The sequence below is a fragment of the Flavobacterium sp. UM26 genome, assembly GCF_057922445.1.
Genome location: NZ_JBVHCY010000008.1, coordinates 134,009 through 146,824 on the forward strand (window position 1 = coordinate 134,009; position 12,816 = coordinate 146,824).

The 12,816-nt window shown below is 32.6% G+C and carries 11 protein-coding genes, 1 tRNA gene and 1 pseudogene; 8 read left to right on the forward strand and 5 right to left on the reverse strand.

What is annotated here, in order from left to right:
* Positions 1-66 precede the first annotated feature (66 nt).
* The 3 genes from ACZ1AQ_RS10900 to ACZ1AQ_RS10910 are packed head-to-tail and all read left to right on the forward strand — an operon-like array spanning position 67 to position 3,574.
* Positions 67-1,185, forward strand: coding sequence for a hypothetical protein (locus ACZ1AQ_RS10900; RefSeq protein WP_489632936.1), 1,119 nt, complete (start codon positions 67-69; stop codon positions 1,183-1,185).
* 10 nt (positions 1,186-1,195) lie between these two features.
* Entirely contained in the window at positions 1,196-1,708 is a 513-nt protein-coding gene (locus ACZ1AQ_RS10905) for a hypothetical protein (protein ID WP_489632937.1), read from the forward strand.
* A gap of 3 nt (positions 1,709-1,711) precedes the next feature.
* Positions 1,712-3,574: a hypothetical protein gene (locus ACZ1AQ_RS10910; protein WP_489632938.1), complete on the forward strand. Its 1,863-nt coding sequence runs from the start codon at positions 1,712-1,714 to the stop codon at positions 3,572-3,574.
* An 8-nt stretch (positions 3,575-3,582) separates the two neighbouring features.
* On the opposite strand, the gene ACZ1AQ_RS10915 is transcribed toward ACZ1AQ_RS10910, so the two are convergent.
* Entirely contained in the window at positions 3,583-4,794 is a 1,212-nt protein-coding gene (locus tag ACZ1AQ_RS10915; protein WP_489632939.1) for a tyrosine-type recombinase/integrase, read from the reverse strand.
* A gap of 94 nt (positions 4,795-4,888) precedes the next feature.
* Positions 4,889-4,962 (reverse strand) — tRNA-Arg (locus ACZ1AQ_RS10920).
* Positions 4,963-5,076: 114 nt separating this feature from the next.
* On the opposite strand from ACZ1AQ_RS10920, the gene ACZ1AQ_RS10925 reads away from it, so the two are divergent.
* On the forward strand, positions 5,077-5,589 hold the full coding sequence (locus ACZ1AQ_RS10925; protein ID WP_489632940.1) for an adenine phosphoribosyltransferase: 513 nt from the start codon (positions 5,077-5,079) through the stop codon (positions 5,587-5,589).
* A gap of 21 nt (positions 5,590-5,610) precedes the next feature.
* Here ACZ1AQ_RS10925 and ACZ1AQ_RS10930 read toward each other — a convergent pair whose 3' ends face one another.
* On the reverse strand, positions 5,611-5,751 hold the full coding sequence (locus tag ACZ1AQ_RS10930; RefSeq protein ID WP_489632941.1) for an SsrA-binding protein: 141 nt from the start codon (positions 5,749-5,751) through the stop codon (positions 5,611-5,613).
* A 499-nt stretch (positions 5,752-6,250) separates the two neighbouring features.
* Between ACZ1AQ_RS10930 and pfkA the strand changes: the two genes are divergently transcribed.
* The 4 genes from pfkA (at position 6,251) to ACZ1AQ_RS10950 (ending at position 9,646) form a co-directional block, all read left to right on the forward strand.
* A complete protein-coding gene (pfkA, locus tag ACZ1AQ_RS10935) occupies positions 6,251-7,237 on the forward strand; it encodes a 6-phosphofructokinase (protein ID WP_159684452.1) in 987 nt (328 codons plus the stop codon).
* Positions 7,238-7,285: 48 nt separating this feature from the next.
* On the forward strand, positions 7,286-8,290 hold the full coding sequence (gene gap, locus ACZ1AQ_RS10940) for a type I glyceraldehyde-3-phosphate dehydrogenase (protein ID WP_489632942.1): 1,005 nt from the start codon (positions 7,286-7,288) through the stop codon (positions 8,288-8,290).
* Between the two features lie 125 nt (positions 8,291-8,415).
* Positions 8,416-9,267, forward strand: coding sequence for an N-acetylglucosamine kinase (locus ACZ1AQ_RS10945; protein WP_489632943.1), 852 nt, complete (start codon positions 8,416-8,418; stop codon positions 9,265-9,267).
* 4 nt (positions 9,268-9,271) lie between these two features.
* Positions 9,272-9,646, forward strand: coding sequence for a methylglyoxal synthase (locus tag ACZ1AQ_RS10950; RefSeq protein WP_489632944.1), 375 nt, complete (start codon positions 9,272-9,274; stop codon positions 9,644-9,646).
* Here ACZ1AQ_RS10950 and ACZ1AQ_RS10955 read toward each other — a convergent pair.
* A complete protein-coding gene (locus tag ACZ1AQ_RS10955; protein WP_489632945.1) occupies positions 9,627-10,007 on the reverse strand; it encodes a RidA family protein in 381 nt (126 codons plus the stop codon). The two genes, ACZ1AQ_RS10950 and ACZ1AQ_RS10955, sit on opposite strands and share 20 nt — an antisense overlap.
* 10 nt (positions 10,008-10,017) lie before the next feature.
* Positions 10,018-12,760, reverse strand: a pseudogene (locus tag ACZ1AQ_RS10960) (putative LPS assembly protein LptD).
* Positions 12,761-12,816 lie beyond the last annotated feature (56 nt).

Genomic DNA, 12,816 nt, shown 5'->3' on the forward strand with positions numbered 1-12,816 from the left:
AGAGGTTTTTTTATGTCCTATTATTACACCTATCACACCACTAAATTCGTGACATAATATAAAATTATGATCACATTAGTCAAAAAACCAGCTGTAGACAGAGTTTTGCTAGATGCTAATAATACCGAAATAGAAATTCAATCTTCTAATGGATCAGGGTATTATTTTAGAGCACTAATTTATGTAGATGATGAGTTGTTTGATACGCAAGGCTGGTCAAGAAAAGATGCCTTTACAGCAGTTAAAGACATCGCTAAATTGTATAATCCATACTACGAAAATGAATTTGTTCCCTTTACAGTCAACAAATTGATTGAAAAAACAAATCTTATCAAAAAGATTAGCATTCATATCGAAGAACGTTTAATTGGTTCTGATACTATAGTAGATACAGCCACTTTACCTGATTTTTGGTTAATGTATAATGTAAATCCAGTGTATTTTGATGATACTACCAAGGTTCAAACTTTGGGCGTTATTCCTGATGTTTTACAAATTCCATCAAACGGAAAAATGATATTTCCTTTTTTCATTCGTGCTGTTGATGAGTCGGTAACGGTTCAGGTAAAAGATAATTTTGGAAATATTCTCAATACACAAACAATTGCAGCTTTTACAGGCAAAAAAATATTCGAATACCAATTTGATTTGTCAACCGTTGCACTTCAAAAAGACACAATCTATTTCGAAACTACAATCACTTGTGGTTTGAGTACAAAAAAAATGCAATACCGCTTAATGCGTTACCCTAATTTCAGTGTAAAGGAGTTATTTTTCAAAAACAATTATGGCTATTTCATTCCAGCTTACATTGATGGTGAATTGGAAGTGTCTAATGGATTGAAAATTTCAGACTATCAGGAAATAGATGGTACTTATCGCGTTTCTGAGATCAATGAAGAACTAACCTATGTCATTAATACGGGCTTGATGCTTATGGATGAAAGGCCATTGGTAAATCAAATAATCACATCTTATGAAGTGCTATTAAAAGTAAATAACACCTACAGAAGAATTCAGAATGCAACTAAAAAAGAACTGCAATACCGTGATAAAAAACACAGCTATTCACAAGATTTGACATTCACATTTATCCCTAATGGAGCACTAGATAATATTTATCTTAATGCTATTTTACCAGATTGGGACGAACGTGATTTTATTGAAAATGATTTTTTAACCTAAAAATAATAAGATGGCTACATTAGCACAATTTCAAACTTTGATTGCTGCTCTAGGAACTGGAGAAAAGAACACCGCCGAAGAAGTAAGAACAATTTTTAACGCTTTTTCCACTTCTGTATTTCTAACAGGAGATATTAAGGAAGTTGATTGCACAACTGCTTACCTTTTGGAAAATTTTGATGCTACTGGTTTAGGTATTAATGAGCGTGTTGGTTGGGCTATTTGTAATGGCTTAAACGGAACAAAAGATAGAGTAGGGAGAACTTCAATAGGATATGGTGATACATATCCAACTATTGGATTTACTGGAGGAGCAAAAGAAGAAATGATCAACAAAAATCAATTACCAGCAATAGATGTACCGTTTACAGGTTCAAGTGATGACACTGGTGATCCAGGTGATTTTTTAATTACTTCTCCCGGCAATTCAAATGGTGCAAGAAAATTAACAACAGTTGCTGGAAATCAACCTTTTGACAAAATGCAACCTTATATTGTTACCTTAATGATTCAAAAACTTTAGGGAATGGCAGCTATAAAAATAATAGCCAATGATTTAGAACTTGATTATGTTAAGGAAACACTTTCTGTGAAAAAAGAAAATACCGCTTTAAGTCGTAATTTCAAAATATCTCATTCTGTTGTACCTTTTTTAATCATTGAAAACAGTAAAACAAAAAAGGCAATAGGTACTAGAGAATTAACATCAATCAACAAGACAAAATTCATCGATGTTACTGTTTTTGATAGTGGAGAAAAATACTTTGGCAAACTTCAAGTTATTTCTTATCTGAATGGTTTTAGAAAGTGTAACTTAAAATATGCTTCAGAACTATTGAACATCATTGATGTCAAAATATCTGAATTTATGCCTACCGTTTCGGTTATACCTGGTGAAACTTCTCCAGTTCCTTTTGTTGAATCTGCTGATCAGGCAATTTCAGGAAGTGAACATTGGTCAACTTATCCGCTTAGTTTTATAAATCAAGGATTTCCAAATGTAAAATGGCAATTCCCAACGATGCAGTGGATAAATAAATTTGGTGTTGATTTGGCAGATGATGATGAATGGTATCAGTATACCGGAGAGGTTAATTTGTTTGCAGAGGATACTAGTTTTTTTGCCAATAACAGCTATACCGAAAATGAATTCGAAATCCTTACAGTAGATAATATTAATGTGGCTATGCCACAAGTGTATTTGTTGGCTCCTTTGTTTTATGCTTTACAAAGCATAGGGTATTCAGCAGAAGGTTCATTTTATGATAATGATTTTATAAAGAGAATTTTATTTCTTTCTTTCAAAAACAATCTTACCGAAATTGCATTAAAAAAGGCTCCAGTTGATGTTGTATTTACTGGTTCCGGCACTAATTATACCAAAGTGCAAGCAATTCCATCAGCAGGAACTTATGTGGTTAATTATGAATTTACTTTCAATGGTCCTTTGCCGAATATTTTCACTACTTATTATTCATTAAGCGTTGATAAAGTAATAACTCCATTTCGACAAAAAGTTTTTCGTGTGGTTAGAATTACTGAATCTTCAGTTGTTGTTAAAGGAACAAAAGAAATAACTTATAATGGAGCTGGTAATATGTATTTTGAATTTCATACATACAATGGAATACTTCCTTCAAGTTACACATTGACAGTTTCAAAGGGAGAAGAAAAGACTTTTTACGAACAGCATCCAACAATTGCGTTAGGGCGTTATTTGCCTGATTGGACATTTGGAACCTATTTGAATGCCTTGCAAAATATGTTCAACGTTGAAATTATTCCCAATGATTTAAGGAAAAAATTGACCTTAAACATTTATGAAGATAAAATTGCGACTGGTGAAAGCTATAAACTAAAAAAATCATTTGCAATAAAATCATTTGACGAACCGCAATTCGAAGCTTTTTTATTGAAATATGATAATGATGAAGATGCTGCTTTGTGGATAACTAAAGAAGGTTGTTTTGATTATGTAGCCCAGAAATCTGAAAATGTAGAAATATTATCTTCAAAATTCAAATACATTCCTTTAAACTATACCGCTGATTTGTCAGAAGATTTAGAATCGAAAACAGGCGTTGGATTGATTTTGTACAACCACGAAGATTTTCCTTATGTAGCTGATGAATTTTCAGGTAAAACGCTAAAATTAGAAGGGGTAACCGGTATAAGGGAATTCTTTTGGAAAAACACATTGAAATTTCGTCTTAATGGTTCTGTGGTAGAAATTGAAGGACCATTAACAGAAATCGAAATCAACAATATCACCAAATTAAACCGAGTGTATATCGATAAACAGGATTATATTGTTTTGGATATACAACAAGAAGAAAAAGTAAACGGAAACTTCAACGTAAAACTGCATCTTCAAACCGTTACATTCTAAAAAAAGCCTCAATTAAGAGGCTTTTTTTTAAGGATATCATCCATATTGTGAATTTGTATGTCCGTTATATTTTCAACGATGTGCACATAGATCATTGTATCTGTAATTTTAGAATGCCCCAGTATTTTTTGCAAATGCTCAACCCTTCCCCCGCAAATAAGAAAATTGGTTGCAAATGTATGTCTGGCCACGTGAAATGAAATCTTTTTTCGAATTCCCAAAAGTTTAGCAATTTCCTTCAATTCTCTATTAATGTATTCATTGGTAAAATCGTCTTTGAAAACTTTATCCTTATGGATGAATTTCATACAGGAAGTATTCATTGGTATACGCTGAAACTTATTCGTTTTAGCTGCTGTAAATACAATAGTTTTTTCAATAATGTTATCATGTGTTAAGGCTTTAATGTCTGAAAAGCGCAATCCAGTGAAGCAAGAAAACAAAAATCGGTCAAGAATACTTTTGTAATTATCGTTTATAAAATTCGATTCCCAATAATCATAAATTTTCACAATTTCATCTGGTGATAGAAAGGTTCTATTTCCGCGGAATTGTTTGTTTTTGATGTCTTCAAAACTAATAGGAGTGACGATTCCCCTTCTGTTGGCAATATGCAGGTACTTTTTAAAAGACTTGATCAATGATGAAATAGTCGAATCAGTGTTTTTAAGTTTCTTTTTGCAGTAGGTTTTAAGATCCTGAATATAATCTTCATTGATTTCATTAAAAGGCAGCGGGTTTTTAAAATCCTTAGTTTTATTCAACATCGTTTTTTGTTGTCTGTAAGTGGTAGGTTTTAAAATATCCTTTTGTCTGGTCATTTCGTTTTCCCAAAAAGTAATGAAATCAGTTCTTGAAGAAGGGTTTTCGTATTCTTCTAATAATTTTGATAGTGTCAGAGGTATTCCAGACAATCGGTAATTTATTTCAATTCTATTGATGTCGGCCAACATTTTTTCAATAATGAGATTCAAATCTCTATGTTGTGGCTTTTTACTTTTAATCCTTTGTTTTATAGGATCAAATTCTTCAGGTTTCACGGATATATTACAGGCAATCTTCTTTTTCTCTTTGTTTAAAAAAATTTGCAAGTACAAAGCGCAAGTGCCATCTGTGCGAACGTAATCTTTTTTCATTACTATTTTCGCGGTTAACTTCCCACTATAATTCATTGGGAAGCTTGTTGGGAAGTGTGGAGCATTTTTTTGAATACTTAACATACGTATGCGGGTTTAGGGTTAGGTGTAAATGGCGAAAGGCGAGATACTTAACCATTTTACTGGAAGTATCTCGCCTAAGCGTTTTTTTATTTAGTGACCTCGACTGGATTCAAACCAGTAACCTTCTGAGCCGTAATCAGATGCGCTATTCAGTTGCGCCACGAGGCCTTTTTTGCTTTATAAGGGGACTTTTTAAAAAAAGTACTAGTGCCTTATTGCGGGTGCAAATATAGGAATAAATGTGTAACTTGCAAGAGTAAAATTGTATAAAAATAAAAAAAAATGACAGTCGATAAGTACATTCGTGATATTCAGGACTTTCCTAAGGAGGGAATTTTATTTAAAGATATTACTCCGTTATTAATTGATACCTCTGCAAGAGAAGAATGTTTGGATATCTTGGTTTCGACCTTGAGAGATAAAGGTATAAACAAAGTAATTGGAGTAGAAAGTAGAGGCTTCTTTTTTGGAACGCTACTTGCGCAAGAGTTAAATGCAGGTTTTGTTCCTGTTAGAAAACCAAATAAATTGCCTTTTGATACAATTTCGGCTACGTACGATTTAGAATACGGTACAGACACATTAGAGATTCATGTTGATGCTATACAAAAAGGGGATAGAGTACTTATTCACGATGACGTTTTAGCCACTGGCGGAACGGCAAAGGCAGTGTGTGAATTGGTAGAACAATTAGGTGGAGTAATAGTTCAATGTAATTTTATTATGGAACTTAGTTTTTTAAATGGAAGAGAAAAATTAGGACAGAACAATATCTTCGCAGCTATTACTTACTAAATATAACGTAAAGTAAAGTATTTATTCAAGAGCTCTTTTGGTTACATAATAACGATAACCAATAATAGCCATCTGCCATTTTTTAGCTTTTGATATATCTAAACCTCGTTTGGTAAAACTTGGCAAAAGTATTTTGTTGATTCGAGCAAGTAATTTGTACATAAAGTTTTTTTTCAAAGATATAAAAAAAACATTTTCAAGAAATAATCAAGCAATTATAGTAAATGTGTAAAGGAAAAAGAGACGACTTATTGACTTTAAATATATTAAGTTTAACAAAATAGCTTTTTTTATTAAGTGTCAATTATTAAAGATCTATTCATAAAGTGTAAGCTTTTGAATAGGTCTTTTTTTTTGTTCTTACCCAATTTTCTTCTATTTTTTTAAAGTGTCACTTTGTAAAAATAACTTTTAGTTACAAAAAAAGCTTTGATATGTAAGGTATTGCGAATGAATTGATTAGTGTGATTTTTGTCTTTTTTGTCAATAACGCAAAAAAAAACTATTTTAATGGTTTTTGTTGAAAATTAATGAATATTTTTTGCTAAAAACAAAACTTATCAACGAAAACGTTTGAATTTAGGTTCTTTTATTAAAAATATAATAAGATATTATTAAAAGTAGTCTATGTTTAGTAAATTTACATATTAATACTTAAAAAATGTCAAAAACAATAAAAAAAATAGGTGTACTTACCTCTGGAGGTGACTCCCCAGGCATGAATGCTGCAATACGTTCTGTTGTTCGTACTTGTGCCTTTCATAACATAGAATGTGTGGGTATTTATAGAGGTTATCAAGGGATGATTGAAGGTGACTTCAAAGAATTAGGTCCTAGAAGTGTAAATAATATTATCAATAAAGGAGGAACTTTTTTAAAGTCAGCTCGTTCACTTGAATTTAAAACTCCTGAAGGACGTAAAAAAGCGTATGATAATTTAGTTAAAGAAGGTGTTGAAGCTTTGGTAGTTATTGGAGGTGATGGTTCGTTTACGGGTGGACTATTATTCAATACTGAATATGGCTTTCCTGTTATAGGGATTCCTGGAACAATTGATAACGATATATATGGTACAAGTCATACTTTAGGTTATGATACTGCCTTAAATACAGTAGTAGAAGTAATTGATAAAATTAGAGATACTGCAAGTTCACACAATCGATTGTTCTTAATTGAAGTAATGGGTAGAGATGCAGGGCATATTGCTTTAAATGCAGGAATTGGAGCAGGAGCAGAAGAAATCTTAATTCCTGAAGAAGATTTAGGTTTAGAAAGATTATTAGATTCTTTAAAGAAAAGTAAATCTACAGGTAAAACATCAAGTATTGTTGTAATAGCTGAAGGTGATAAAACAGGTAAAAATGTTTTTGAATTAAAAGATTATGTAGAGTCTAATTTCCCTGAATATGATGTTCGTGTTTCAGTTTTAGGTCATATGCAACGTGGTGGTGCTCCTTCTTGTTTTGATAGGGTTTTAGCTAGTAGGCTTGGTGTGAAAGCTGTAGAAACTATTCTTGAAGGAAAAACAAATTTCATGGTGGGATTATTGAATGATAAAATTGAGCTAACACCACTTGAACAAGCAATTAAAGGACATACAGAAATTGACAGAGAGCTACTACGTGTATCGGATATTATGTCGATTTAGTCTACAATAGAAACAAATAAAATAAAAAATAATTTAAATTAAGTAAAAATGTCAAAAGTAAAATTAGGAATAAACGGTTTTGGAAGAATTGGAAGAATTGTTTTTAGAGAGTCTTTCAATAGAGATAATGTAGAAGTAGTAGCAATCAATGATTTATTAGACGTTGATCACTTAGCTTACTTATTGAAATATGATTCAGTTCACGGTAAATTTGATGGTACTGTTGAGGTAAAAGAAGGTCAATTATATGTAAACGGAAGACATATTAGAATCACAGCAGAGAGAAATCCTGCAGACTTAAAATGGAATGAAGTTAATGTAGACGTAGTAGCTGAGTGTACAGGTATCTTTACAACTTTGGAAACTGCTAACGAACACATAAAAGGAGGTGCTAAAAAAGTAATTATCTCTGCACCATCTGCTGATGCACCAATGTTTGTAATGGGAGTAAATCATGAAACAGCTAAAGCATCTGATGTTATCGTTTCTAATGCATCTTGTACAACAAACTGTTTAGCTCCATTAGCAAAAGTAATCAATGATAATTTTGGTATAGTTGAAGCATTGATGACAACTGTTCACGCAACTACTTCTACTCAAATGACATGTGATGGTCCATCTAGAAAAGACTGGAGAGGTGGAAGAGCTGCTGCTATCAACATCATCCCATCTTCTACTGGAGCTGCAAAAGCTGTTGGAAAAGTTATCCCTTCATTGAATGGAAAATTAACTGGTATGGCTTTCCGTGTTCCAACAGCAGACGTCTCTGTAGTAGATTTAACAGTAAAAGTAGCAAAAGAAACTACTTACGAAGAAATTATGGCTGCTTTGAAAACAGCTTCTGAAACTACTTTGAAAGGAATTATGGGATTCACTGAAGATGCTGTAGTTTCTCAAGATTTCATCTCTGATAAAAGAACTTCAATCATTGACGCTACTGCAGGAATTGGTTTAAATTCAACTTTCTTTAAACTAGTATCTTGGTATGATAATGAGTATGGATATTCAAGCAAATTGATTGACTTGTCTGTTCATATTGCAGGTTTAAAATAAGAAGATAAGCAAGATTCCAGAAGCACTAGCTTTTGGAATCTTTTTGTTTATACAAAAGCACACAAGAAGGTTTAATCCCTTTCTTGTGTATTTTTGTATATAAAACCAAATTCAAAAAAAAGTATATGAAATTAATAGTAGACAGTGGTTCAACAAAAGCAGATTGGATTGCAATTGACGATAAAGGAAAAGTTCTATTCACAACCCAAACACTTGGATTAAACCCTGAAATTTTAGAAGGTCACGAAATTATTAGTCGATTGAATGATCGTTTCGATATTTTACAAAACAAAAAAACAGCAACTCATTTGTTTTTCTACGGTGCTGGTTGCGGAACAGCTCGAATGAAAGAGTCCTTAACTCTTATTTTTCAAGACTATTTTCCAAATGCAATTGTAACGGTAGAAGAAGATACTTATGCTGCGGTATATGCTACTACACCAAAAGGAGAAGAAGCAATCGTTAGTATTTTGGGAACTGGTTCAAATTGTAGTTACTTTGATGGTAAAAAATTACATCAAAAAGTACAATCATTAGGATACATCATTATGGATGATTGTAGTGGAAATGTTTTTGGAAAAGAACTAATTCGAAAGTATTATTTTAATAAAATGCCAAAACATATTGCTGAAGAATTCGAAAAGGAATATAATGTTGATCCTGATTTTATTAAAAGTAAATTATACAAAGAGCCTAATCCCAATGCGTATTTGGCAACTTTTGCAAAGTTTTTAATCAAACATAAAGAAGAAGAATTCTGCAAAAAAATCATCTACAAAGGAATGAAGTCTTTCGTGAAAAATTATATCAAGCAATTTGATAATTATCAAGAAGTTCCGGTTCATTTTGTTGGTTCTATTGCTTTCTATTTGAGAGAAGAATTGCAAGTGACCTTTGATAAATATGAAATGAAATTAGGTAATGTGTTGCGTAGACCTATTGATGGGTTAATTGCATATCACGTGGCTAATAGTTAATACAATGGAAATAGCTATTATTGCACACGATGGAAAGAAATCAGAATTGGTTCAGTTTTTAATCAAAAACAAATCAATTCTAGATTCTTCAAATATTAAGCTAATTGCAACTGGAACAACTGGTGGTAAAGCGGAAGAAGCTGGTTTTAAAGTAAAAAAAATGCTTTCGGGACCGCTTGGGGGTGATGCTCAAATTGCCGGAAGAGTAGGTGAAGGAAAAACGAATATGGTACTTTTTTTTAAGGACCCGCTATCCAGTCACCCACACGAGGCAGATATTAATATGTTGATCAGGGTTTGTGATGTACACAATGTACCGTTGGCAACGAATGGAGCTACTGCTCAGTTGTTACTATATGCTATAGCACAGCAATCATAGAGATTTCTACATTTACATTTTTTGGCAAACATGCCACTTGAACCGTTTCACGTGCTGGAGCGGTTTTTTCGTTAAAATAAGAACCGTATACTTCATTGATAGCACCAAAATCGTTCATATCCATAATGAAGATACTGGTTTTTACTACGTTTTCAAAAGTCATGTTTGCTGCTTCTAAGACCGCTTTCATGTTTTGCATTACTTGCTCGGTTTCTGCTTTAATGTTCTCTGTGACTAGTTCTCCAGTTGTTGGATTAATGGCGATTTGTCCTGAAGTATATAGCGTGTCTCCTTTTAAAACGGCTTGATTGTAAGGACCAATCGGTGATGGGGCTTTGTCTGTGTAAATAATTTTTTTCATAATAAAGATTTTATCGTATCGTTCTGTCGTTTACTCGCTGTTTGTTCCATTTTATATCGCTCAGTACACCCGATTTTATTCCGATGAAGAAGTTCCAATTAGAATAGTCACCAAAAGGAGTCCAATTGAAATCCATTCTCCAACTTAATAAATCTCTTTCAAAACGTAATTGTGTAAAAGTTACACCTTTTTGTACAAAATCGTAGCCTGTAGAAATTCCCGCTTTCCACTTTGGCGTTAAATCGGCATTGGCAGAAATCATAATCGAATTGTTGATGATTTTCTTTTCACGATTATTATTTCCATAGGTTAAGGAGTAAGCAAAGGTCATATCCCAAGGCAATTTAGATTTGAAAAATGTAGTTATTGCATCCTCGCCTTTGGAATCATCTGTATCGTCAAATTGGCTCTTTTGATTTAAAATGTCTCTACTTTTTCCAAACAAGTCATCTTCTCTTCCTCCATTTCTTTTTACCTGATCATCATCTTTTTTCTTGTCATCAAATTCACTACTAGAAATAGAATAATTTATGGTCATGTTAGCACTCGTCATTCTAAACAAGCTACCTCCATTATTAATGTTGTATATATTGATTCTGGTGCCAGAATTATCAATAGCATAAGGATCTAATGTAGCTCCAAAATTTACATTCATTTTGTTTTTAAACAATTGTGTTCCACCGCTTACCCTAACAGGTGACCAAGCCAAAGTAGTTTTGCCATCGGCATTAAGATCGTAGCTGGTAGAAAGATTTAAATTGTTTAGCAACATAATTTTTTTAGGTTCTACTTTTGTAGTATCACTATCTGTTACTTTGGCTTCAAAAGTGTTGCTTAAATCAAAACCAATATTGTTTGAATTGGCAAGGCCTGGTGCTCCGTAAATTCCACCTTCAAAACGGGTGTATGGTTTAATCATTGTTCCACTTGCGTCAGCAGCGTAGGTATCGTAGTATTTAGCAAAGCTTGGGGTGTAGCCATACGAAATGGATGGACGCATAACGTGTCGAATTGATTTTATCTTCTTGTCTTTACCAAAGTTAAAAGTTCCATAAATTGTCGTTCCAATACTACTTGATAACGTATAGGTTCTAAAAGCATCGAAACCATTTACGGTCTCATCAACCACTTTACTTTGGTTGGTATCATAAAATCTTCTAATTGTTTTTAAGTACCAAACTTCATTGTAATTAGCCGAAGCCGAAGCACTAAAATATTTGAATAACTTAAAGTTGGTGCTTATCGGAATACTGTGTTGCATTCCTACTTGGGCATTTTTAAACATTTCAGGTTTGAAGAATAATGAATCAGTCGTTACAAAACTATTTCTTCCGTTTAAGTTATATTGTAAATTGATGTTTTTGATAAATCCTTTCTTGATACCATCTCCTTTTGCAAAGGGAAATATCCTATCCACACTTAACTGAAGCGTAGGCAAAGTCATGTTGATTTCGCTGGTTTGAGTGTTTTGAGAATGTGTGGCAGAAAGCGACATTCTTACTTGAGGAATGGAGTTAAATGTTTTAGAATACGAAACTGATGAACTCAATGTATTGTTTAGGTTTGATCCTAAATTCACCACATTTATAGATTGTTGAAAATATTTACTACTTCCTAAGTTTACCGAAGCTGAGAAAGTCGAATTAGGATTTGATTTTGAGTCTTTAGAATGTGACCATTGAATATTGTATATGGTTTGCTTAGAATAATCAGGATAACCTCTTTCGCTACTAATTAGGTTTTCGAATCTAAAATTGAAATTTCCTCTATAATTGTATCGTTTGGCATAACTTGATTCTATTCGCATTCCGTAACTACCGTTGGTGTAATAATCTCCAAGTACTGTTAAATCGTAATGATCGCTCAAAGCGAAATAATAGCCAAAATTTTGTAATGAAAATCCACGGGCATTGGAGTCATTATAATTAGGTAAGATAATACCCGAAATGCTAGTTTCCTTGCTCATTGGAAAATAAGCAAAAGGAAGACCGATTGGTGTTGGCACATCGGCAATGACCATATTGGTTAATCCAGTAATAACTTTTTTCCCTGGAATAAATTTTACTTTATTAGTTTGAAAATAGTATTCTGGATTATCAACATCTTTTGAAGTTGTAAATCGCGCTCCTTTTAGAAAATAAACCGAATCATTTTCTTTTTTGGTAACAGCGGCTTTAATTTTAAATTCTCCTTGATCTGTTCTCGAATTCCAAATCAAGGCTTTTTTTGTTTTAAAATTAAAACGAATAGAATCTGGTTCAACTACATTCGAACCTTGTTTGAAGTTTGGATATTGAGTGTATTTACCAGTAGAATCTTTAATTCGTCCAGCATACACCTCGTTTTTCTCGTAATCCATTACAATGATTCCTGATTTTAATTCAATGTCTTGATAATACAATTCGGCCTTATCATAAAGAGTAATCAGCTTCTTTTTTTGGTCTATTTTGGTATAGTTTTGAGCTTTGTAGTTTACTTTTCCTTCCAAAAAAGCTTTTTTTACTTTGACTGTATCTGCTTTGGTTGAATCTGTGGTAGGAGTAGGGACTGTGTTTTTAGTTTTGTCTTCTTTTGATTTTGTAATTTCCTTTTTTGGAGGAATAGTAGTATTCTTTTTCTTGATATCTTGCGAATAAGCACTAGTTGTTCCTAGTGTAAGAAAAAATGATATTAAAACGATATTAAATAAGTTTGTATGCAAAGGTTTTAATGCTATTTTTGTAAAAATGATGGCTTACTTTTTGAAGCACCAAACTTACATATATTTTTTTGCAAAAATAATCAATTAACAAAATTATAGCGGACGCCT

Coding starts and splice junctions, on each gene's coding strand:
- pfkA (WP_159684452.1), top strand. CDS start 6,251: ATGTCAAAAACAATAAAAAAAATAGGTGTACTTACCTCTGGAGGTGAC.
- ACZ1AQ_RS10950 (WP_489632944.1), top strand. CDS start 9,272: ATGGAAATAGCTATTATTGCACACGATGGAAAGAAATCAGAATTGGTT.
- ACZ1AQ_RS10915 (WP_489632939.1), bottom strand. CDS start 4,794: ATGTTAAGTATTCAAAAAAATGCTCCACACTTCCCAACAAGCTTCCCA.
- gap (WP_489632942.1), top strand. CDS start 7,286: ATGTCAAAAGTAAAATTAGGAATAAACGGTTTTGGAAGAATTGGAAGA.
- ACZ1AQ_RS10930 (WP_489632941.1), bottom strand. CDS start 5,751: ATGTACAAATTACTTGCTCGAATCAACAAAATACTTTTGCCAAGTTTT.
- ACZ1AQ_RS10910 (WP_489632938.1), top strand. CDS start 1,712: ATGGCAGCTATAAAAATAATAGCCAATGATTTAGAACTTGATTATGTT.
- ACZ1AQ_RS10900 (WP_489632936.1), top strand. CDS start 67: ATGATCACATTAGTCAAAAAACCAGCTGTAGACAGAGTTTTGCTAGAT.
- ACZ1AQ_RS10945 (WP_489632943.1), top strand. CDS start 8,416: ATGAAATTAATAGTAGACAGTGGTTCAACAAAAGCAGATTGGATTGCA.
- ACZ1AQ_RS10955 (WP_489632945.1), bottom strand. CDS start 10,007: ATGAAAAAAATTATTTACACAGACAAAGCCCCATCACCGATTGGTCCT.
- ACZ1AQ_RS10905 (WP_489632937.1), top strand. CDS start 1,196: ATGGCTACATTAGCACAATTTCAAACTTTGATTGCTGCTCTAGGAACT.
- ACZ1AQ_RS10925 (WP_489632940.1), top strand. CDS start 5,077: ATGACAGTCGATAAGTACATTCGTGATATTCAGGACTTTCCTAAGGAG.